Origin of the sequence: Actinomadura sediminis (assembly GCF_042675525.1) — a bacterium.
Taxonomy (GTDB): Bacteria; Actinomycetota; Actinomycetes; order Streptosporangiales; family Streptosporangiaceae; genus Spirillospora; species Spirillospora sediminis.
Genome location: NZ_JBHTJA010000010.1, coordinates 83,306 through 102,345, shown reverse-complemented (window position 1 = coordinate 102,345; position 19,040 = coordinate 83,306). Strand labels below are relative to the sequence as shown.

Sequence of the window (19,040 nt, the reverse complement as noted above, 5' to 3'; positions counted from 1 at the left end):
CAACTCGCCGATTCCTGGAAGCCGACATCGTCGACGTCGCGGGGCCGGATGCCCACGTTTTACCTCGGGGCCCGCAGACCGGTCCGGGCTTGAGCTGGGTGCACGTCACCTCCGTTGTGGAGTGGCACTCCGATGCCGCTCGATGGAGAGCTGCGTGCCACCGGGAGCGGTAGAGATCAGGAGCTGCCCCACATGCTCTCCGATACCGCCGAACGCCCGTCACCATCGCCGTCCGCGTCCGGATCGGGGAAACCGGATCCTACGGTTCCATCTCACGCCGAATTTGGCAGAAACAACTCCCTCTGCCGCCGCGGCGCATCGGTGACCTGCGATCCCTCCGACTCCGCGTGCGTCACCATGCCCTCCTTGCACATCGGCCACTCGCTGCCCGAATGGACGGTTTCCAGCGCCGTGGTTCACCAGCGCCGCATGCCGCTCGAACCGCTTCACCCGCTTGGCCCGGCGCCAACCTCGCTGTCTCGGCAACTCGATCAGTCGCCGGGCCGGTGCCCGGCCGTCCGGGGCCGCCGATCGGTGGGCACGCCGCACGTGACGAGGGTTCATCGCAGGCGGCGGTAGATGATGGGCTGGGCCGCGATGCCGTTGGCCTTGAAGTTGGCCAGGACGAACCTCCGGAAGGTGGGGCGGAAGATCAGGCCGGGCAGGAATGCGCGCAGGGTGGGCCAGCTTGCGTGGTTGACGACGCCGTACTCGGCCGGTTCGCCGTCCAACGGCTGCATGAGGGCGGAGTTGGCCAGGCCGGTCTTGGCCTGGAACCATCCGGCGGTGTACTGCCAGACGTCCAGCAAGGTCTCGCCGTCGTCGGCGTAGAAGTAGTTGAACAGGAACGCGTCGTCGGGCCGGTGGTCGACGTCGCCGAGGCGGCGGGTGTCGCGCGCGGCGATGTGGTGCGTGCGGCGGGCCGCCGTGCCGAGGGCTTCGGCGAGCTCCTTGTAGTCGGGCTCGCCGCGCAGCGCCAGCGCGGCCGCGGGGTCGGTGGTGCGGGTGAGCACGACGACGTCGTAACGGGCCGGAGCGACGCCGCGGCGGCGCAGGAGCGCGCCGCCCTCGCCGGGAGGGCGCAGGATCGCGCGGAACACGGTGGCTTCTTCGACCTCGTCCCGGGCGGTCAGCCGCGCGGCCAGAGCGGTCAGGCGTTCGAGCAGAGCGCGGTGGGCGCGGCCGTGCGACGCGAACGGGCCGCGCCATGTGCCGACCTCGGCGGCCAGGAGCAGGTATCCGTTGTCATGGGGAGGGACGAGGCGTGCGGTGACGGCCAGTTGCTCGTTGACGATCTTCATGGGTCGTCCTCTCGGGGTGTCGGCGGCGCCATGGGCTGCACGGACGCGGCGCCGGGGCCGTATCAGTCGCCTTTGACCTGGGTGTTCTGGGCCGCGGCGATCTTCCACTCGCCGTCCTGCTTGGCCAGCACGTACAGCGGCCGGCCCTCGGGCACGCCGGGCAGCGCGCGGCCGTCCCGGTCGATCGGGCGCTGGTGGACGTTGACGGCGGCCACGTCGGGACGGACGAACAGGATGCGGACGACCTCGTAGGAGGCGGTCGAGTCCTTCATCGCCCCGGGCAGCACCTTGTGGGTGAACTCGCTGATCGTCTCCCAGCCCGACAGGCGCATGCCGTGGGCGGTGGTCCAGACGGGGTCGCGCCTGCTGAACAGCTCCATGAACGCCTCGGGCAGTTCGTTCTGCTGCGCGTGCTCGACCGCGGCCACCAGCGCGACGATCGCGTCGATGTCGGCCTGCCCGTCGGGGGAGGCGCCGAAGATCTCCATGCTCATTTTCCGCTCCTTGGTGTGCTCGGTGTCGTCAGGTGTTCGGAATGGGGGCCGTGCTCAGCGGTAGGAGCCGTCGCGCAGGTCGGCGACGGCGTCGGGGTGCCGGGGCCGCCAGTCCAGCTCTTGGCGTGCCCGCCGGCCGCCGACGGACTGGTCGAGCGCCAGGGCGTCGGCGAACAGCGCACCGAGTTCCTTTCGCGCCTGGTCCAGCGGCCAGACGCGCGGCCGGCCGGCGACCCCGGCGGCTCCGCCGGCGGCGGCGGCCAGTTCCCGCACCGGGACCGCCTCCTGGCTCACGCCGTGCCACAGCGTTCCGGCGGGCGCCTGCTCGACGACCCTGGCGAAAAGGTCGGCCAGGTCGTCGATGTGCACCATCGGCCAGCGCACCGCCGCGTCCGCGACGATCAGGGGCGCCGCGTGCTTGCGTGCCAGGTCGACCAGCAGTGCGGGGATACCGCCGCCGCGGCCGTGGACGATGCCGGGACGGACCACGGTGGCGCGGACGCCGTCCCGCGCGGTGGCGAGCACCTGACGTTCGATGCCGGGCCGGTATCCCACGATCGGGATCGGGTCGGCGGGCGTGTCCTCGTCGGCGGTCGACGCCCCGGTGGCGCCCAGAACCCAGACGCCGCTGGTGTAGACGAACGCGCGCCCGGTGCCGCGCAGCGGACCGGTCAACGCCGCGACGGCCGCGGCGTCGGCGGCGGCGTCACCGGTGGGCGTGGCCAGGTTGATCACCGCGTCGATGTCGGGAGTGACCGCCGCGGTGAGCGAGTCCGGGTCGGTCAGGTCGCCGATACGCCGCTCGTAGCGGTCGTCGGGCCGGTCGCCGCCGGGGCGGGCGAGTTCCACCACCTGGTGCCCTGCGGCCGACAGCCTTTCGGCGACGGCCGAACCCAGGTAACCGCGGGCTCCGACGATCAGGGTTCGCATGTCAGTCCTCCCTCGAAAATTTCGATGTCGAAACTTTAGACCGCAACCCACCCGATCGTCAAACTCTTCGACGTCGAACAGTTAGACTGTGCGTGAAACCGCTTCACCAGGGGAGGACGACCGTGACCGACTCGGCCCAGCAGGACGGCGTCGATGTGATCATCCGGGAGTGGCGGGCGGTGCGCCCCGATCTCGACTGCTCCCCCATGGCGGTCATCGGCCGCCTGTCCCGGGTGTCGCGGCTGCTCGAACGCGCGCTCAAGGACGAGTTCGCCCGGCACGGCCTCGAACCCTGGGAGTTCGACGTACTGGCGACACTGCTGCGCTCCGGCCCGCCCCACGTCCTCACCGCCGGAGAGCTGAGCAGTGCGGCCATGGTGAGCTCGGCGGCACTGACCAACCGGGTCGATCGGCTGCTGGAAAAGGGCCTGGTCGACCGCCAGGTGGACCCGGCGCACCGGCGCCGGGTCCTGATCTCCCTGTCCGAACAGGGCCTGCGCCTGGCCAACGAGGTCGTGGAACAGCACCTCGCCAATGAGCGTCGGCTCCTCGACGGCCTGGCCGCCGACGAACGCGATCAGCTCACCACGCTCCTCCGCCGTCTGCTCATCTCCCTTGGAGACGGCGGACGGCAGCCGGCCGAGGACTAACGGCTCGGGGCCGGTTCCGCCAGGCCGACCAGGCGGAACCGGCCCCCCGCTCCCGAAGGCGGTCTGCGGGCGGCGTTCATGCGGCGGCCTCGATGGCCCCGAACTCCTACGGCTGCGACGAGGAGCGAAGTAGTTGTTGAGACCGTCGCTTAGCCGGGTTTTTCCTGGCCGTGGATGGCGGGGCGGCCGATGCCGTGCTCGGTGACGAGGTCGGCGAGGGAGACCTCGCCTTCGGCGTAACGGCGGCGCGGCGGGAGGTCTGCCGCGTCGCGGACGCCTCCCACCCCCGTGCGGGGAATCGATCCGTGGCACGGCCCCGGTCGGTTCACGGGTGCGGTCGGGGCGGGCGGTAGTCCAGGCCGAGGGTGCCGACCAGGTCGCGGAGGGTCTCCTCGTAGATCGGGCCGGGGTCGGAGTAGACGAAGTCGAGCTGGTTGAGCACCTCCATGCACAGCAGCCCGTACAGCCTGATCCAGCACGACAGGGCGACGTAGAGGGCTTCGATGGGCAGGGCGCGCCCCAGGGCGGCGGCGTAGGCGCTCAGCTGCTCGCGTACGGAGGGGTCCAGGTCCGCGGGCGCGGGGACGGGGAAACGCCGGCGGGCCCACAGTTCCTCGATCTGCTGCAGGAAGACCAGTTCGAAGTCGCGTCCGGCCTGGTTGCGGGGCGTGTCGGGGCGGTGGCGGGCGGAGGCGGCGGCCGGGATGGGGCTGGCGAAGATCCAACCGAACTCGGCGGGGTGGGCGACGGCCCAGTCGCGCATGGCGCGGCAGGTGGCCAGCAGCCGGTCGGCGGTGCCGCCGGGGGCGTGGGCGTCGCGGGCGGCCTCCATCGCCGCGGTCAGCTCGCGCAGGAAGTCGGCGGTCACGGCCGCGACCAGGTCGTCGTGCGAGGCGAAGTAGTGGTAGAGCGCCGGTCCGCTCATGCCGATCTGGCGGGCGACGGCGTTGATCGTCACCGCCGCGGGCCCCTGGGTGATCAGCAGCCGTCGGGCGGCCTCGCGGATCTCGGCGAGTGTGGCCTGGCGGAGCTTCTCGCGCCGGCTGGTGGGTTGGGCGGCCATGCGGTCCTTTCTCGACGACGTTGACATCCTAGTGCCCCTATGCTTCCTTAGGGGCTCTAAAAGTTTCTAGAGCCTGTAAGGAGCTGCCCGTGAAATGGTCGCTGCTGGCCGCCTTGGTGACCGCGGTGTGGTGGGGCATGTCCCGCCGCGCCCGGCGGCGCGGCGCGCGGGGGGACTGAGATGCCCAAACGCACCCGCAACCCGCTCGTCGGCGCGTTCGCCAAGTACCGCCTGGACACCACCGTCGCCGACACCGGGATGGTCACGCCGACGATGCGGCGCATCCGCCTGGTCGCCGACCAGCCGATCGGCTTCCCCTACGTTCCCGGGCAGCACGTGCGGGTCGAGATCAACGACCCGCTGTCGGTGGCGGGGCTGCTGCGCCCCGGCGAGACACTGCGCACCTACACCATCTGGGAGTTCGATCCCGGCGAGCGCGCGATCGAGTTGCGCGCGCACCTGTACGACGGGGACGGCATCGGGCTGAGGTGGGCGCGCGCGGCCGCCGTGGGGGACCGGGTGCCGGTCTGGTGGCCGGAGGGCGACTTCTTCACCCGTCCGGCGCCGTTCCACCTGTTCGTCGGCGAGGAGACCGCGAGCGCGGCGTTCGGGCCGATGCTGCGGGCGCTGGAGCCGGCGGCGCGCGTGTACGGGGTGCTGGAGAGCGCGTACCCCGAGCACGACCTGCCGATGCCCGGCCCGCACCGGCTGCGCCGCGTGCACCGCCACGGCGCCCCGGCGGCCGGTTCGGCGGTGCTGCCGACGGCGGTGGCCGATCTGGACCTGCCCGCCGGCCAGGGCGCGGCCTACCTGGCGGGGGAGGCGCGCACCTGCCAGAAGATCCGCGACCACCTGGTCCGCGACCGCGGCTGGGACCGCCGCTCGATCAAGGTCAAGCCGTTCTGGGCCCCGGGCAAGCGCGGCCTGCACTGACCCGCGCAGACCACCGGGCGGCGGCCGGCACGGCGTTCCCGGCGAACGACACTTCCCGACCGAGAGGAAACAGATGCGAGCACTCATCGTCGGCGGCGGGATCGGCGGACTCGCCGCCGCGATCGCCCTGCACCGGTACGGCTGGCGGGTGCAGGTGCTGGAGCGGGCCGCCGAGTTCACCGAAGTCGGCGCCGGCCTGTCGATCCAGCCCAACGCGCTGCGCGCACTGGACGCGCTGGGGCTGGGCGACGAGGTCCGCGAGCGGGCCGTGACCGACGCCCCGGTCGGCACCCGGCGCGCCGACGGCACCTGGCTGATCCGCAACGACGTCGACCGGCTCACCCGCCGCTACGGCTTCTGGGCGACGCTGCACCGCGCCGACCTGCTCGACCTGCTGCACCGGGCGCTGCCGCCCCAGACGCTGCGGCCCGGCGTCCGGGTCCGTGAGGTGCGCCCGGACGGCACCGTGGTGCACAGCGGCGGGACCGGCACCGCCGACGTGGTGGTGGGCGCCGACGGCCTGCACAGCGCCACCCGGCGCTCCCTGTGGCCGGACGCGCCGGCGCCTCGCTACGCCGGTTACACCACCTTCCGGATGATCGCCGCCGCCCGTCCCGTCGAGGGCGCCGTGGAGAGCTGGGGGCGGGGCGACCGGTTCGGCTACGCCCCGCTGGCGGACGGACGGGTGTACTGCTACGCCATGGTCACCGGCCCGCCGGACGGCACCGGCGGGCTCACCGACCTGCGGCGCCGGTTCGCCGGGTGGCACAACCCCGTCCCCGCCCTGCTGGAGACGGTGGAGCCCGGCGCGGTGCTCCGGCACGACACCTACGAGCTGCCCGATCTGGACACCTACGCGACCGGCCGGGTCGCGCTGCTGGGCGACGCCGCCCACGCGATGACGCCGAACCTCGGCCAGGGCGCGGGCCAGGCGCTCGAAGACGCCGTGGTGCTGGCCCGAACCCTGGAGGCGGCCCGCACCGGCGACACCACGGTCGTCGAGGCCCTGCGCGCCTACGACCGCATCCGCCGGCCCCGCACCCAGATGATCGCCCGCCGCTCCCGGCAGCTCGGCGCGATGGCCGACCCGACCCGGCTCCCGCCGGCCGCCCGCGACGCGGCCCTGCGGATGGCGCCCGCCTCGGTTTTCGTCCGCTCCATGGACCCGGTCTTGAGCTGGACCGGATGACCCCCGCCGACCGTCGCCGGGCTGCGCGGGAGCCGCCGTCCAGCCGGGCTTGGCGTGCCGTCCGGGAGGAGAACCCGTCCGAGCCCGGAGCCGCCTGGACAAGGGTCGCTAGCCTGGGGCCGCGTGGATGCGATCAATGTGGCGACGGTCGACTATCACACGGCGGGACACGCGTTCCGGATCGCGGCCGAAGGGGTGCCGGACCTGCCCGGCGAGACCGTGCGGGCACGCCGCCGGGCGGTCCCGGCGGAGGCGGACCTCGTGCGGCGACTGCTGTGCCATGAACCGCGGGGGCACGCCGGAATGTACGGGTGCTTCCTCGTGCCGCCGGACGACGACGGAGCGCATCTCGGTGCGCTGTTCTGGCATCGGGACGGGTACTCGACCGCGTGCGGGCACGGCACCATCGCGCTCGGCGCCTGGGCGGTGGAGTCGGGCCGCGTACGGGCCGCCCCCGACGGGCTCACCGATGTGGTGATCGACGTTCCGTCCGGCCGGGTCACCGCCACGGTCCGGTGCGCGGCCGGGCGAGTGGAGTCGGTACGGTTCCGCAACGTCCCGGCGTACGTGCTGGCCCGCGCGGTGCCCGTACGCACCACCTACGGGGCGGCCAAGGCCGACGTGGCATACGGCGGCGCCGTCTACGCCTCGGTCCGGGCGGGCGACCTGGGCCTGACCGTCGCCTCCGCGGCGCTGCACGAGCTGGTCACGGCCGGCAGGGAGATCCAGCGAGAGCTCGCCGATACGGCCGACGTGTACGGGGTCACCTTGTACGACGAGCTGGGCGTGGACCACCAGCGCAGCGTGACGATCTTCGGAGACGGCCAGGTCGACCGTTCGCCGAGCGGGTCGGGCACCACCGCCCGGCTGGCCCTGCTCGACTCCGACGCCCCGGTGACGGACGCGTTCGTCCACGAATCGATCACCGGGGCCCGGCTCGTCGGCCGGGTCGTCGACCGAGGGCCGGAGGGCGTGACGGGCGAGATCGAAGGAATGGCGTACCGGACCGGCGAGCATCGATTCGTGCTCGATCCCCGCGACCCCATCGGCCCCGGATTCGCCATTGCCTGACCCGGCGCGGCCCGCACGACCGCGACCGCCCACATAGGGACCGTGTACGGACGCACATGACCTGTCGCGCGGTAGGCGCCCGCCCTCCCTCGGTAGAGGGTCGGCGTGGCCGGTAGACGCTGACGAGTCAGGCGGGAGATGCCACGTGGGCGGGCGGCGGGCGCGCTGGCGGCCGGCCGCTCCGCGGCAGCGGCGGGGCCGTCCGCCGCGCTCGTCCGGCCGCGCTCGTCCGGCCGCGGCCGCACGCGGGCCCGGCGCACCGGGGACGGCGGCGCCGGGCCGTGAGGCGATCACAGGAGGTTGCGGGGGCGGGGACGGCGGCGCAGGTAGTAGGCGATGGCCAGGACGACGACGACCGGCCCCCACACGCTGATTGGAGCGGTGCAGATCATCGCGAGCGCGTACCACCACCCGTTGTCGTAGGGGACGCTTTCAACGATGCCGAACACGGTGAGCCATTGACCGCCGCCGAACGGTACGGAACCGAACAGCGCGGTGAGGGTCAGCCCACCGAGCAGAGCGGGAATGACCGCTGCCAGCGGCCGGATGCGCTTGCCTCCGATGAAGGGGATCCGGGCGGGGGCGACCTCACCCCAGCCGCGCACCAGCCCGATGCACAGGAACGCGATCAGTTCCGACATCACGCTCAGCCCGAAGACGTACGGGATGCTCACCCACAAGCTCGGCAGGCCGCCCTCCTGCTGCTGCCCCATGTCGAAATGAAACGCGAACGGCAATCGCCACAGGCACGAGGGCAGCAGCAGCAACGGCATCGCATAGGCCAGCCGCATTGCCCAGCGCGGCACGGGCTGCTCGGTGTCGCCGATGGTCGGAGTGCTGGGGTGGACCATGCGGAGAAGCCTGTCGATCGCCATGGCCACGAGTCTCGGGCCCCAGGCCACCCCGGCTGATCACCCGTACAGGGCAATCGACTCCCGCGCACGGGTGATCACGGCCGTCGTCCGGGGATTCCACAGCCTCTGTCAAAACGACTGGGTGAACCAGTAGATGAGCCCGCCACCGAGCCCGCCGCCGATCGCCAGGCCGATGGCGTAGGCGGTGCCGCGGACGACCGAGACCATCGCCTCCTGGCCCAGCCACCGGCCCTTACGCGTGTACCAGCGACCCCGCGCCTGGCCCCGCGGGCGCCGCTCCTGCGACTCCACCGGCGCGCCGGCGAGCTGGGCCGTACCGCACTGCCGCTTCCGCCCGCGGGCGCCCCAGGCCCGGCGGGAACGGGAGATAGACATCTCTCCTCCAAGATCAATTTCTCGCGCCCCGCGTCCAACTCATTTCCGATTTGTGGCGAACAGCGAGGCGCATCTCTTCGAACGAATCACCAAGATCCTGGTAGGTTGATCGTTCTCTCCGGAAGCGGGGAACCGATATTTGGCTGCACTTTTTTCGCGGCCCCGCCTTCCCCGTCCCAGGGAAGCCGCTTCCACCCCCTGCGGGATGACCCGCAGGTCACAATGGTTCCCCGCCTCCCCCGGCCGGGGAGCCCCCACCAATAGGAAGAGAAGAAGGGTGCCACCCCCCGGTGTCCCAGCACAAAAAAGACATTCGGCGCATCAAGAGTGACATTCCGCAAGTCGTAAAGTTTGTCGAGTACCTGGACAAGTTGATTAAGTCCCGGACCTCGGACAACAAACTCTTCGCGGAAGCGGGCGTGGGGCACTCCAAGCTGCCCCACTATCTGGACGGCCGGGCCGTGCCGGACCGGCGCGTCCTGCAGCACTACGTCCTCAGGCCTTTGGGGAAGTTCCGTCCGGTGGAACCGGTGGAGCTGGCGACCCTGATGGAGCTGCACCGGGAAGCCTGCGAGGTCCAGCCGCCCAAGGAACCGACCCGGGACGACAAGATCACGTTCCTGGAGCAGGACCTGCAGCAGGCGCGGGAGGAACGCGACGCCCTCCGCAAGAGACTCGACGCCGCGCTCGCGCGAGGCGCGACCGCCGCCGAACAGGCAGCGCAGATGGCGCGCGTCATGGCGGGGCTGCGTGAACAGATCGACAGGCTGACCGAAAAGCAGGGCCGGCTGACGGCCGCGCTCGACTCCCTCAAAGAGGTCTCCCACTCCCAGGGACGGGCGATCGCCGAGTACGAGCGGAAGATCGCCGACCTGGAACAGGCGGTGAGCTGGCAGCTCAACACGCTCACTCGGCTGCGCCAGACCATCGACTTCCACGAGGCCGAGACACAGCGCCTCCGAGAGCACGCGCGATTCCTCCAGCAGGAGATCGACGCCCTGCACCGCGAGCGCGACGAGGACCGCCGACTGTGCATGAAGATCATCGCCCACCAGCACCACAAGCCCGTCGCGCAGGCCCTGCTCAAGGAAAACGACGAGCTGACCCACCGCCTCGCGCGCAGCGAGCAGACCATCGCCCAGCTCACCGAGACCAACGCGCATCTCACCGCGGAACTGGACCGGGTGAGCCTCGAACGCGACTTCCTGCGCTCAGCACACGCACCGGTCCCCCCAGGACCCCCGCCCACGTCGACGAACCCGGCGGCGCCGCTGCCCGCCCTCTACGCCGACGACCCGTACGCCATCGGCTACGACGACCCGCTCCCATACTTCGAGGACCCGCGCCCCGACCCGGTCCCGCTGTACGTGCGGCAGCACGAGGAACGCCGAGGCTCCCCGACCGAATGACCGCCGCGCACCCACCCGGCACCGCCTGGTTCCCCGAGCCGGGGAACCAGGCGCGCCGAACGCTTCGACGCGCCTCCCAGAACCACTCCACGAACCTCTACGTGCCGCTCACCAAGGCGAACACCCTCACTTCATGGGGTTCCCCGGTCTGGGGAAGTCGGTGGCAGCCTCTACCGCTAATCCCTGTGCCGATCCTCCTCACCGGACGATCTGGGCGTTGCCGTCAGGGTGACGCCTTCGGTGTCGGATTCGATCGTCCGGGGGCGGTCATGCTCCGCTCGCCGGGTCGACGCCCGACAGCTTGTCGGGGTTGAGGACGCCGAAGATCTCGTGGATGCGTCCGTCGCGGACGCCGAAGGCGATGAGCTGCCGCTGGCCGCCGATCACGGTCCAGATCGCGGGCTCGCCGTTGGCCTCGGTCAGGCGGGCCTCCTCCAGCGGATACCGGGACATCAGCCCCGCGACGAACGCCAGCACCTGGTCGCGGCCGACGACCGGGCGCAGCGCGGCGCGCACCTTGCCGCCGCCGTCGTTGTAGGCGACCGCGTCCTCGGCCAGCAGTTCGGCCAACGCCGTCAGGTCGCCGTTCTGCGCGGCGCTCAGGAAACGCTCGAGGAGCTCGGTGTGGTCGCCGGTGACCGGGGTGAACCGGCCGCGGCCCTCGGCCAGACGCCTTACCGCACGGCGGTGCCACTGCCGGCAGGTCGCGGACGGGCTGCCGAGGATCCCGGCGATCTGGTCGTAGGGCAGGTCGAAGGCCTCGCGCAGCACGAACACCGCGCGTTCGGGCGGCGACAGCCGCTCCATCATGTGCAGCGTCGCGTAAGAGAGCGTGTCGTGCAGTTCGGCGGTGTCCAGCGGGCCGAACGCCCGGACGTCCACCGGCTCGGGCAGCCACGGGCCGGTGTAGGACTCGCGGGACGCCCGCGCGGAGCGCAGCTGGTCGAGCGCGAGGCGGGTCACGATCGTCACCAGGAACGAGCGGGGCTCGCGGACCTGGTCCCGGTCGGTGCCGGTCCAGCGCAGGTAGGCCTCCTGCACCACGTCCTCGGCGTCCCACATGCTGCCCAGCAGCCGGTACGCCAGGCCGAGGAGGATTCGGCGGTACTCCTCGAAGGTCTCCACGGCATCGCTCACGTCGCGCTCCCCACTCCCCGCGTCCGGCGGCGGGCCCGCCACCGGGCCCGCCGATCGCGCCGCCACGACGATCACGCCGCCGCGGCGATTCCGCCACCCAGCTCGGCGGCGAAGCCCTCGGTCACCGACGCGTACCGCGGACGCCAGTCCAGCCGCAGCCGGGCCCGGGAGTTGTCGGCGCCCCGCAGCCGGGTCGTGAACGCCACGCCCCAGCCCCCGACGGCCATCCGCGCCAGCGCGGCCGGCGCCCTCTTCGGCGCCGGAGCGCCGAGGATCCCCGCGAGCCGGGGCAGCCATTCGCTCATCGGCGCGGGGTGGTCGTCGACGACGTTCAGCACGCCGGTGACGTCCGGCTTGTCGAGCGCCGCCGCCACGGCGGCCGCCACGTCGTCGGCGTGGGTGAAGGAGAACACCGCGTGCCCGCCGCCGACCAGCGGCACCTTCCCGGCCCGCACGCCGCGCACGAACGACCCGTCGGCGGCGTAGGCGGAGCCCGGCCCGTACAGGTGGCCGAGCCTCAGCACCAGCCCGTCCGCCCGCAGGGTCAGGCGTTCGAGCTCGACCAGGGCGTCCAGCACGGGGGCGAACTGCCGGGGCGTGCCCGTCCGCCACAGCGGGGCGTCCTCATCGGCCGGGCCCTCGCCCGGCTGGTAGGCGTAGGCCAGCCCCTGGCCGATGATCCGCGCCCCGTCCGCCGCGTCGATCAGGTTGGCGGTGCCCTCGGTGCGCAGCCGGTTCGTCGCCGCGAAGTCCCGCGCCAGCCTCTTCGGGTCGATCTCGGCGGGGATCGCGGTGAGCATGTTCACCACCGCGTCCGGCGCGGCCTGCCGCACCGCCGCGCGCAGCCCGTCCCGGTCCAGCGCGTCGGCGACCGCGACCCGCGCGCCCGCCGCCGTCAGCGCGGCGGTGTCGCCTCCCGGCCGGACCAGGCCCGTCACCTCGTGCCCCACGGCGGTCAGCAGCGGCACCAGCCGCCCGCCGATCACTCCGGTGGCTCCCGCGACGAGAACTCGCATGATCACTCCTTGTTCCGTCCCGGCGGCCGCGCCGGGATCACGTCGGTTACGGCAACCAGACGGGCCGGCCCTCCTCGATGTGACAGCGGGGACAGTGATCCACGACACAGTTCATCCCGCGCCGCAGCGCCTGGCCGGCGTCGGCGCCCACGCCGCTCAGTCGAGATCGCCGGCTCTGCCGAGCAGGTAGCGCCGCTCGACCTGGTTCGCGGTCAGGTCGGCCGCCCGGCGGTAGAGGTCGGCCGCCCGCGCGCCGTCGCCGGTCATCTGGAGCAGGTGGGCGCGGACCGCGTGCTCCCGTTGCCTGGTGAGCGGGTGCCGGTCCAGGTGGTGGCGCCGGTTGAGGTCGTCCAGGAGCGCCAGGCCGCGGGCCGGTCCGTGGGCGCGGGCCACCGCCACCACGCGGCCGAGCTGGACCGGTGCGGTGGGGGTGAGCCGTTCGAGCCACAGGTACAGCACGGCGATCTGGGCCCAGTCGGTCTCGTCGGGTGAGGACGCCGCGGCGTGCACGGCGGCGATCGCGGCCTGGAGCCGGTAGGGGCCCGTCCGGTCGCGGTCCCAGACGCCGTCGATGAGCGCGGTGCCCTCGTCGATCAGGTCGCGGTCCCACCGGGTGCGGTCCTGCTCGTCCAGGGGCACCAGGTCACCGCCGTCGGTGCGGGCGGTGCGCCTGGACTCGGTGAGCAGCATCAGCGCCAGCAGGCCGGCCGCCTCGGGGTCGTCGACGAGCGTGGCGTGGAGCATGCGGGTCAGCCGGATGGCCTCGCGGGTCAGGTCGACGCGGGCGAGCCGGTCGCCGGCGGTGGCGGTGTAACCCTCATTGAAGATCAGGTAGAGCACCCGCATCACGGCGGCCACACGGCCGTCGCGGTCGGCGTCGGTGGGCGGTGCGAAGCGGGCTCCGGCGCGGGCCAGCCGCTGTTTGGCGCGGCTGATCCGGGCGCCCATGGTGGGCTCGGTCGTCCCGTGGGCGCGGGCGATCTCGGCGGTGGTCAGGCCGCCGACGGCGCGCAGCGTGAGCGCCACCTGGGAGGTGGGGTCCAGCGCGGGATGGCAGCACAGCAGCAGCAGGGTCAGGCTGTCGTCGGTCTCGCGCACGGGGTCCGCCCGGCGGTCGGGTGCCCGCATGGCCAGTTCGGCCGCGCCGACCTCCTGCTCGCGGCGGTGGCGGGCCTGGTCGGAGCGGAGCAGGTCGACCATGCGCCGGTACCCGACGCGGACGAGCCAGCCGCGCGGGTTCTCCGGGACGCCCTCGGCCGGCCAGGTCCGGCTGGCGGTCAGCAGCGCCTCCTGCACCGCGTCCTCGGCGATGTCGAACCGGCCGAAGCGGCGGACCAGCGCGCCGAGCACCTGCGGCGCCTCGGCGCGCAGCAGGTCCTCGAGCTCGCGGTTCACGCCGCGAAGTCCTCGCCCATGATCGGGCGGATCTCGATCGGTTCGCCGAGCGCCTCGACGATGCGCGCGGCGATCTCGACGGCGCGCTCCCTGCCGGCCACGTCGATCACGGCGAAGCTGGCCAGGACCTCCTTGAGCTCGGCGAAGGGGCCGTCGGTGGCGACCACCCTGTCACCGTCGCGGTGGACGGTGGTGCTGACCGCCGGGTGTCCCAGGCCCTCGCTGGTGACGAACTCGCCGGAGTCGATCAGCTCCCGCTCCAGCTTCTGGTACGTCGCGAAAGCGGCCAGCGCCTCCTCGGAGGGGACGTCGGCGGTGGCGGCGTCCCACGCGGCGGCCGGAGTGTAGGCGAGCAGCAGGTATTTCATGGTGAATCCTCTTATCGATCGTCGCAGGCTACGTTAAGGCGGCCTCAGGCGGCGCGCCGCAGCGCCACCGCGAGGACGGTCGTCCAGGTGAAGGCGACCAGGCCGTTCACGGCGATCTGGACGCTCATGTGGTCGGGCGACATCGGCACCAGCAGCACCAGCGCGGCGGCGCCGCTCAGCACGGCGGGCCGCGCCGCCCGGCGGCGGGCGCACCGGACGGTCATCACGACGGCCGCGATGGCCAGCGCGGTGAAGGCCACGGCGGCGGCGGCCGAGTGCGCGACGCCGTGCCAGGACATCTGCGCGACCGGCCCCTCGGGGGTGCCGGCCGGGAAGCCGTTCTCGGGGTCCATGGGGAAGACCCCGGCCGCCACCAGCCCGGCGCCGAAGACGCCCACCAGGATCGGCAGCGCCCGCCGCCCGGCCCCTTCGGTGAGCGTGCGCCCGGCGCCGACGGCCAGCGCGAGCGCGCCCGTCCCCGCGAGGACGAACGTGAGGATCTGGATCCACCCCAGGTCGCCGATGGACAACTGGCTGATGGGGTGCCGGGTGATGTCGAACCCCTCCCGGGTGAGCGTCTGCGTGATCGCCGAGGCGAAGAAGAGCGGCCCGGCCAGCGCTCCGGCCAGCCGCAGGCGCCCGGACGTCCGAGCGGTCCTGCGGACGGGAGCGGCGGTGGCGGCGGCGGTCATGACGTCCTCCCTTGTCGGTGTGTTCTCGCTCGCTACCTCGGACCCGGATCGGGGTTTTTGACGCGGAATGGATGTGATTCAGGTCACAGCGGTCCGGTGTCAAAGCCCGGCAGGGGGCTCCGAGGTACCGGTGAGCAACCACAGAGGAGGACGACATGATCGAGACCCAGCAGCCGAGCCCCGAGCTGAAGGCCCTGGACCGCCTGGTCGGCACCTGGAGGGTCACCGGCGGCGCGGAGGGGACCGTGCGCTACGAGTGGATGCCCGGCCGGTTCTTCCTGGTCCAGCACGTCGAGCTCACCCAGTTCGGCGAGCCGGTCACCGGCATGGAGGTCATCGGCAACCTGCGCCCGTTCGGTGAGCCGGCCGGGACGGACGTGGTGTCGCGGTACTACGACTCGGTGGGCAACACCTTCGACTACGTCTACGAACTGGAGGGCGACAGGCTGACCATCTGGGCCGGGGCCAAGGGCAGCCCCGCCTACTTCCAGGGCACCTTCGACGCCGACGACACCACGCTCACCGGTGAGTGGGTCTACCCCGGCGGCGGCGGGTACGCCTCCACCTCGACCCGCCTCTGACCGAGGAACCGGCCTCCCGCCCGTCCCGGAGAACACGCGGTGGCGGCGAACCGTTCCGAACGGCTCGCCGCCACCCGCCCGCCCGGCCGGCAGCGGCCACGCGGGCCTTCGGAGAAGGCGGTCAGCGGCTGGGGTCGCGGTTGAACAGCCTCATCGACCAGAGGAACCCGACCAGCGTGATGCCCACGGACCAGGCGACGGTCTGGTAGGCGGCACCGTCACCCGCATCCTGCGCCGCCACCACATCCCCGTCCTGGCCGCCTGCGACCCCCTCACCGGGCAGCAGATCCGCGCGACCCGCATGAGCCCGCGCCGCTACGAACACCCCGAACCCGGCGCGATGATCCACCTGGACGTCAAGAAACTCGGCCGCATCCCCGACGGCGGCGGCTGGCGCGTCCACGGCCGCAGCGAGCACGTGCGGAGCCGCGGCATCGGCTACGACTTCGTCCACACGCCATCGACGACCACTCCCGGCTCGCCTACGCCGAGGTCCTGCCCGACGAGAAGGGCACCACCAGCGCCGCCTTCCTCACCCGCGCCGCCGCCTGCTTCGCTGCCCACGGCATCACCCGCATCGAGCGGGTGCTGACCGACAACGCCAAGAACTACCGGACCAGCCGCGCCTTCCGCCGCGCGTGCGCCGAGCTCGGCGCACGGCGGAAGTCACCCGGCCCCGGTGCCCGTGGACCAACGGAAAGGCCGAACGCCTCAACCGCACCCTGGCCACCGAGTGGGCCTACCGGCAGCCCTACACCAGCAACGACCAGCGCACACAGGCCCTTGACGCCTGGCTCGAGCACGACAACACCAGGCGCCCCCACTCGGCCCTGGGCGGCAAGCCACCCATCACCCGACTGTCACCAAGATCATGACCGAGTACACCTATAGGCGCATGCGGCGCCGCCGCCAGGTCCTGCTTGGCGTCCATGCTCTCGCCGGGTTGGCAGGGTCCGCCCGTCCCGCCGTCTGCGGGTTCGCCGGCGCGACCGGGTGCGGTGTTACCGGACGTCCTGCGACGCCTGCTGATCGCGTGCGGGGATGAGAGTGAAGGCGTGGTACATCGTCGGCACCCCTTCCCAGGTGCGGATGAGGTGGATCTCGGCGTCCCGGTTGAGGACGTAATCGGAGGTGCCCATCGCGTAGTCGGTACCGTGCTGGACCAGCGCGCGCACCGGCGGCTGCCCCGCGACGTCGGCGACACCGGGGATGCGGGTGGGCACCCACAGTTGAGTGCTGGTGCGGGCGGAGGTCCGTGTGCGCTGAAGCACCACCTTGGCCTCGGGTTTCATCGTGCCGTCGGGGTTCACCCAGTCGTTGTGGACGCCGACGTATTTCTCGTGGGGCAGTGATCGGATGCGGTAGGCGCCGGGGACGTCGGAGTCCGACTCGAACCGCCACCGCACCGACGCCGGCTTGCCGCCCTTCTTCCAGATGGGGTCGGCGTAGAAGGACTGCACCTCGTCGATGTCGTTGTCTTCGTCGTCGACGACTCCATCGGGCATGAGGTAGGCGTTGACCAGCGTTTGCACGATCATCACGTCGCCCGCCGGGACCGGAGTGAAGCCGGGCTCGGCCGCGCCTGCGGGGCCGCCCTCGCCAATGTGCTCGTTCACGTGTTTCTCCTGGGGGATTGGAAGTCTGCAAAGGAGTCCGTTCCCTGCACAGTGCGATCAAGTGGTCACTTTAAGTAGATAGTTGAGGGAGCAGGTGCAGAGTTCGCTTCCCGGCAGGTAACGCGGTTGCGCCTTCCGTGACGTTCGCCGGCAACAGCGGGCATCGGACATGGGCGGCTATCCGCCCGCCGCATCACCCGCCACCTGCTGCACCCGCTCACGAACAGAGCAACAGGCCCTCACCGCCCTCGACAACCTTCGTCCAGGCCCTCGGCCTATCAGGAAATGATCCACAAGGGATCGGGCGGCTTAACCGAACAATCTCGAAGAAGCTTTCCTGGGTCGGGACTCATAGGTTGAGGGAAACCTCTGCTTCGTCCGCTGCTTCGGCGGCGGCCGCCGCACCGGCCTGAAAGGGAATGTGCCATGGCAGGCAGTAGCGTCCAGGCTGGCCGGCTCGCCCCGCTCAACGCCCGAGGCCACAAGGCCGCGGTCATGATCTTCATGGTGATCGTGGTGGCGCACTGGGGCGAGCACGTGGTGCAGGCGGTCCAGATATGGGTTCTGGGCTGGCCGGTCCCCGAAGCCCGAGGCATTCTGGGAATGCCGTTCCCCTGGTTGATCGAATCAGAGTGGCTCCACTACGGGTACGCACTGGTGATGCTGATCGGCCTGTTCGTCCTGCGCCCGGGATTCACCGGCCGGTCCCGAAACTGGTGGACGCTCGCTCTGGCGATCCAGGCGTGGCACCACGTCGAGCACCTGATCCTGCTGATCCAGGCCATCAGCGACTCCAACCTGGGCGGACGGGCCGCCCCGACCAGCATCATCCAATTGCTCGTCCCCCGGGTCGAGCTCCACCTCTTCTACAACGCGATCGTCACCGCACCCATGATCGTGGCGATGCTGGTCCACCGGCGTCCGCGCCCGGACGAGCGCGCCGAAATGGCCTGCACCTGCGCGGCCGCACCGGAGTTGAGAGAGCGGCCGGTCGGCGCATGACGCCGCGCCCGTCCGCCTTCGATGTCATGCTCTGCATCGTCGGCGCCCTACTCCTGGCCATGCTGCTTCCCGGACTCCCCCAGGTGATCCGGGCGGCGCGGCCGGACGTCGGCGTCCACGGGACGTTCGTCGCGCAGAGCCGGAACTGCATCACCCATCCCGGACACACCGCCTGCACGTGGCGGGGCCGCTTCCGGTCCGACGACGGGACGATCGACCGGCACGACGTCTACCTCTACGGGGACGGCCCCGGGCTGCGCACGGGCACCCGGGCGAAGGCCAGGGACATCGGCCGCGCGGGGCACGTCTACCTCATGGCCGGCAGCCGCGAATGGGTGCTCTCGGCACTCCTCGCCATCGGGGCGCTCGCCCTCATCCGTCGCGGCGCCCGTCCACTGTGGGCCGCCTTCCTCTCCCCCGCCGGTCGCCGCCGACGACGGGCCGGCACCAGGCCCGACGAGAGGATCCGTACGCCCGCTCGCGCGCCGGACGGCACCGACTCACCTTGGGACGCCCGCCCAGGCGCAGACGCATGAGCCAGCGGATGCAGTGGACGTGAACAGCGAAATGCCGCTGCTGTCCGGACCGGGACTGCTCGTCCCGCCCCGCTGCGCTGACCGCTCGGGGCCTGCCTCCTGAACGCCTTCGGCCGTTGGGCAGACGGCCCACAGCAGGAGAGCGGCGAGCCGTCGTTCTTCTGGGCCCGTGTACTGCGCGACGAGCTCGATTTCGAACTGTGGTGGCTGAATGAGCGCTCGGTGGGCGCGGCCCGCCGAGGTTGAAGACCTGCGAACGCAAGGCCAGTGCGATTCAGTTGTCCCCGATGGACGCGGTGCCGGAGCCGTTCAATTTGCGCCGGCTGAGGCCGCGTTCCGTGCCCGGTGGGGCGTGTGACGTCGATGGGCATGTTCGCCGAGACCGCTCTGCGGACGAGTTGACGGTC

Annotated in this window: 20 protein-coding genes and 1 pseudogene; 9 read left to right on the top strand and 12 right to left on the bottom strand. The window is 71.9% G+C overall.

What is annotated here, in order from left to right:
- Positions 1-560: 560 nt before the first annotated feature.
- The 3 genes from ACFQ11_RS08375 to ACFQ11_RS08365 form a co-directional block, all read right to left on the bottom strand.
- A complete protein-coding gene (locus ACFQ11_RS08375; RefSeq protein WP_378297405.1) occupies positions 561-1,301 on the bottom strand; it encodes a hypothetical protein in 741 nt (246 codons plus the stop codon).
- Positions 1,302-1,363: 62 nt separating this feature from the next.
- Positions 1,364-1,795, bottom strand: a complete 432-nt coding sequence (locus ACFQ11_RS08370) for an SgcJ/EcaC family oxidoreductase (RefSeq protein WP_378297403.1) — start codon at positions 1,793-1,795, stop codon at positions 1,364-1,366.
- 54 nt (positions 1,796-1,849) lie between these two features.
- Positions 1,850-2,725 carry an NAD-dependent epimerase/dehydratase family protein gene (locus ACFQ11_RS08365; RefSeq protein ID WP_378297401.1) on the bottom strand — a complete coding sequence of 292 codons (876 nt, stop codon included), beginning with the start codon at positions 2,723-2,725 and terminating at the stop codon, positions 1,850-1,852.
- A gap of 122 nt (positions 2,726-2,847) precedes the next feature.
- Here ACFQ11_RS08365 and ACFQ11_RS08360 point away from each other — a divergent pair, with 122 nt between their 5' ends.
- A complete protein-coding gene (locus ACFQ11_RS08360; protein ID WP_378297399.1) occupies positions 2,848-3,375 on the top strand; it encodes a MarR family winged helix-turn-helix transcriptional regulator in 528 nt (175 codons plus the stop codon).
- A gap of 325 nt (positions 3,376-3,700) precedes the next feature.
- On the opposite strand, the gene ACFQ11_RS08355 is transcribed toward ACFQ11_RS08360, so the two are convergent.
- Entirely contained in the window at positions 3,701-4,438 is a 738-nt protein-coding gene (locus ACFQ11_RS08355; protein WP_378297397.1) for a TetR/AcrR family transcriptional regulator, read from the bottom strand.
- A gap of 180 nt (positions 4,439-4,618) precedes the next feature.
- Here ACFQ11_RS08355 and ACFQ11_RS08350 point away from each other — a divergent pair, with 180 nt between their 5' ends.
- The 3 genes from ACFQ11_RS08350 (at position 4,619) to ACFQ11_RS08340 (ending at position 7,631) form a co-directional block, all read left to right on the top strand.
- Positions 4,619-5,371 carry a siderophore-interacting protein gene (locus tag ACFQ11_RS08350; protein WP_378297395.1) on the top strand — a complete coding sequence of 251 codons (753 nt, stop codon included), beginning with the start codon at positions 4,619-4,621 and terminating at the stop codon, positions 5,369-5,371.
- Between the two features lie 73 nt (positions 5,372-5,444).
- Positions 5,445-6,560, top strand: a complete 1,116-nt coding sequence (locus tag ACFQ11_RS08345; protein ID WP_378297393.1) for an FAD-dependent monooxygenase — start codon at positions 5,445-5,447, stop codon at positions 6,558-6,560.
- A 123-nt stretch (positions 6,561-6,683) separates the two neighbouring features.
- Positions 6,684-7,631: a proline racemase family protein gene (locus tag ACFQ11_RS08340; protein WP_378297391.1), complete on the top strand. Its 948-nt coding sequence runs from the start codon at positions 6,684-6,686 to the stop codon at positions 7,629-7,631.
- 290 nt (positions 7,632-7,921) lie between these two features.
- Here the strand turns inward: ACFQ11_RS08340 and ACFQ11_RS08335 are convergent, their stop codons facing one another.
- Together ACFQ11_RS08335 and ACFQ11_RS08330 are read right to left on the bottom strand one after the other, a co-directional pair.
- Positions 7,922-8,506 (bottom strand): hypothetical protein, encoded by a 585-nt coding sequence (locus ACFQ11_RS08335; RefSeq protein ID WP_378297389.1) that lies wholly within the window; start codon positions 8,504-8,506, stop codon positions 7,922-7,924.
- Between the two features lie 108 nt (positions 8,507-8,614).
- Positions 8,615-8,881 (bottom strand): hypothetical protein, encoded by a 267-nt coding sequence (locus ACFQ11_RS08330; protein ID WP_378297387.1) that lies wholly within the window; start codon positions 8,879-8,881, stop codon positions 8,615-8,617.
- A 419-nt stretch (positions 8,882-9,300) separates the two neighbouring features.
- On the opposite strand from ACFQ11_RS08330, the gene ACFQ11_RS08325 reads away from it, so the two are divergent.
- A complete protein-coding gene (locus ACFQ11_RS08325) occupies positions 9,301-10,290 on the top strand; it encodes a hypothetical protein (protein WP_378297385.1) in 990 nt (329 codons plus the stop codon).
- 267 nt (positions 10,291-10,557) lie between these two features.
- Here the strand turns inward: ACFQ11_RS08325 and ACFQ11_RS08320 are convergent, their stop codons facing one another.
- From ACFQ11_RS08320 to ACFQ11_RS08300, 5 genes are all read right to left on the bottom strand, one after another.
- Positions 10,558-11,427 (bottom strand): RNA polymerase sigma-70 factor, encoded by an 870-nt coding sequence (locus ACFQ11_RS08320; protein ID WP_378297383.1) that lies wholly within the window; start codon positions 11,425-11,427, stop codon positions 10,558-10,560.
- Positions 11,428-11,498: 71 nt separating this feature from the next.
- A complete protein-coding gene (locus ACFQ11_RS08315) occupies positions 11,499-12,443 on the bottom strand; it encodes an NAD-dependent epimerase/dehydratase family protein (protein WP_378297381.1) in 945 nt (314 codons plus the stop codon).
- A gap of 156 nt (positions 12,444-12,599) precedes the next feature.
- Complete coding sequence (locus ACFQ11_RS08310) at positions 12,600-13,838, bottom strand: RNA polymerase sigma factor (RefSeq protein ID WP_378297379.1); 1,239 nt, start codon at positions 13,836-13,838, stop codon at positions 12,600-12,602.
- Positions 13,835-14,206 carry a YciI family protein gene (locus ACFQ11_RS08305; RefSeq protein WP_378297377.1) on the bottom strand — a complete coding sequence of 124 codons (372 nt, stop codon included), beginning with the start codon at positions 14,204-14,206 and terminating at the stop codon, positions 13,835-13,837. Before ACFQ11_RS08305 ends, ACFQ11_RS08310 begins: the two co-directional genes overlap by 4 nt.
- A 44-nt stretch (positions 14,207-14,250) precedes the next feature.
- Positions 14,251-14,898 (bottom strand): DUF998 domain-containing protein, encoded by a 648-nt coding sequence (locus ACFQ11_RS08300; RefSeq protein WP_378297375.1) that lies wholly within the window; start codon positions 14,896-14,898, stop codon positions 14,251-14,253.
- A 155-nt stretch (positions 14,899-15,053) separates the two neighbouring features.
- Between ACFQ11_RS08300 and ACFQ11_RS08295 the strand changes: the two genes are divergently transcribed.
- Complete coding sequence (locus ACFQ11_RS08295) at positions 15,054-15,479, top strand: hypothetical protein (RefSeq protein WP_378297374.1); 426 nt, start codon at positions 15,054-15,056, stop codon at positions 15,477-15,479.
- Positions 15,480-15,693: 214 nt separating this feature from the next.
- Positions 15,694-16,354 (top strand): annotated as a pseudogene (locus ACFQ11_RS08290) (IS481 family transposase); the annotation flags it as partial.
- 126 nt (positions 16,355-16,480) lie between these two features.
- Here ACFQ11_RS08290 and ACFQ11_RS08285 read toward each other — a convergent pair.
- Positions 16,481-17,095 (bottom strand): hypothetical protein, encoded by a 615-nt coding sequence (locus tag ACFQ11_RS08285; RefSeq protein WP_378297373.1) that lies wholly within the window; start codon positions 17,093-17,095, stop codon positions 16,481-16,483.
- Positions 17,096-17,521: 426 nt separating this feature from the next.
- Here ACFQ11_RS08285 and ACFQ11_RS08280 point away from each other — a divergent pair, with 426 nt between their 5' ends.
- Together ACFQ11_RS08280 and ACFQ11_RS08275 are read left to right on the top strand one after the other, a co-directional pair.
- Positions 17,522-18,097, top strand: a complete 576-nt coding sequence (locus ACFQ11_RS08280; protein WP_378297371.1) for a hypothetical protein — start codon at positions 17,522-17,524, stop codon at positions 18,095-18,097.
- A 26-nt stretch (positions 18,098-18,123) separates the two neighbouring features.
- Positions 18,124-18,633, top strand: a complete 510-nt coding sequence (locus tag ACFQ11_RS08275; RefSeq protein WP_378297370.1) for a hypothetical protein — start codon at positions 18,124-18,126, stop codon at positions 18,631-18,633.
- Positions 18,634-19,040 lie beyond the last annotated feature (407 nt).

Excerpts from the sequence above, each read along its gene's own strand:
- ACFQ11_RS08375 (WP_378297405.1), bottom strand. The coding sequence starts at position 1,301 with ATGAAGATCGTCAACGAGCAACTGGCCGTCACCGCACGCCTCGTCCCT.
- ACFQ11_RS08370 (WP_378297403.1), bottom strand. The coding sequence starts at position 1,795 with ATGAGCATGGAGATCTTCGGCGCCTCCCCCGACGGGCAGGCCGACATC.
- ACFQ11_RS08365 (WP_378297401.1), bottom strand. The coding sequence starts at position 2,725 with ATGCGAACCCTGATCGTCGGAGCCCGCGGTTACCTGGGTTCGGCCGTC.
- ACFQ11_RS08355 (WP_378297397.1), bottom strand. The coding sequence starts at position 4,438 with ATGGCCGCCCAACCCACCAGCCGGCGCGAGAAGCTCCGCCAGGCCACA.
- ACFQ11_RS08350 (WP_378297395.1), top strand. The coding sequence starts at position 4,619 with ATGCCCAAACGCACCCGCAACCCGCTCGTCGGCGCGTTCGCCAAGTAC.
- ACFQ11_RS08345 (WP_378297393.1), top strand. The coding sequence starts at position 5,445 with ATGCGAGCACTCATCGTCGGCGGCGGGATCGGCGGACTCGCCGCCGCG.
- ACFQ11_RS08335 (WP_378297389.1), bottom strand. The coding sequence starts at position 8,506 with ATGGCGATCGACAGGCTTCTCCGCATGGTCCACCCCAGCACTCCGACC.
- ACFQ11_RS08330 (WP_378297387.1), bottom strand. The coding sequence starts at position 8,881 with ATGTCTATCTCCCGTTCCCGCCGGGCCTGGGGCGCCCGCGGGCGGAAG.
- ACFQ11_RS08315 (WP_378297381.1), bottom strand. The coding sequence starts at position 12,443 with ATGCGAGTTCTCGTCGCGGGAGCCACCGGAGTGATCGGCGGGCGGCTG.
- ACFQ11_RS08305 (WP_378297377.1), bottom strand. The coding sequence starts at position 14,206 with ATGAAATACCTGCTGCTCGCCTACACTCCGGCCGCCGCGTGGGACGCC.
- ACFQ11_RS08300 (WP_378297375.1), bottom strand. The coding sequence starts at position 14,898 with ATGACCGCCGCCGCCACCGCCGCTCCCGTCCGCAGGACCGCTCGGACG.
- ACFQ11_RS08295 (WP_378297374.1), top strand. The coding sequence starts at position 15,054 with ATGATCGAGACCCAGCAGCCGAGCCCCGAGCTGAAGGCCCTGGACCGC.
- ACFQ11_RS08280 (WP_378297371.1), top strand. The coding sequence starts at position 17,522 with ATGGCAGGCAGTAGCGTCCAGGCTGGCCGGCTCGCCCCGCTCAACGCC.
- ACFQ11_RS08275 (WP_378297370.1), top strand. The coding sequence starts at position 18,124 with ATGCTCTGCATCGTCGGCGCCCTACTCCTGGCCATGCTGCTTCCCGGA.